Origin of the sequence: Novipirellula rosea, from assembly GCF_039541335.1 — a bacterium.
Classification (GTDB): Bacteria; Planctomycetota; Planctomycetia; order Pirellulales; family Pirellulaceae; genus Novipirellula; species Novipirellula rosea.
Window position 1 is genome coordinate 1 of sequence record NZ_BAABGA010000026.1, and the last position, 669, is coordinate 669.

Consider the following 669-nt stretch of genomic DNA (forward strand, 5'->3'; position numbering starts at 1 on the left):
ACCGCAAGCGTCATCAAGCACTCGATGAATTGGCGGCCCAGGCCCAAGAGCTCGATATGGGTTATTGAGCCTTGAGTCACTTCCCGGTTGTTTACGACGCTTGCGTTCTATTTCCGGCACCGCTTCGTGACCTGCTGATGCAGCTTGCATTGACCGGGCTGTTTCGAGCCCGTTGGTCGTCGAGGATCCACGATGAATGGACTCGAAGCGTTCTCAAAGTCCGTCCTGATCTGACGGTAGAGCAACTGTCTCGCACTCGTCAGTTGATAGACTCGCATGTACTCGATGCCTTGGTGACTGGCTTCGAACCGTTGATCGACGCCCTTGAGCTACCTGATCCCGATGATCGGCATGTTTTAGCCGCGGCGATTCGCTGTGGAGCCGATGCAATCGTGACCTACAACTTGAAAGACTTTCCCGACGACGCTTTGAGTACGTACGTGATTGAAGCGATCCACCCAGACTCGTTCCTTCTCAGCCAATTGGATTTGGCTTCGAGCGTTGTACCGACCGCTGTTAAACAAACTCGTGCAAGACTGAAAAATCCGCCGAAATCGCCAGAAGAATACCTTGGCTGCCTTGGAGAGCAGAGACTGACACAAACCGTTAGCGAACTTAGGTGTTCGATACAATTAATCTGAGACCGAGGACCAGATGTCCTAATGGTCT

The 669-nt window shown here is 52.5% G+C and carries 1 protein-coding gene; it reads left to right on the forward strand.

The window, feature by feature from the left end; genetic code table 11:
• Positions 1 to 71 precede the first annotated feature (71 nt).
• Positions 72 to 641, forward strand: a complete 570-nt coding sequence (locus ABD971_RS09880) for a PIN domain-containing protein (RefSeq protein WP_345321619.1) — start codon at positions 72 to 74, stop codon at positions 639 to 641.
• Positions 642 to 669 lie beyond the last annotated feature (28 nt).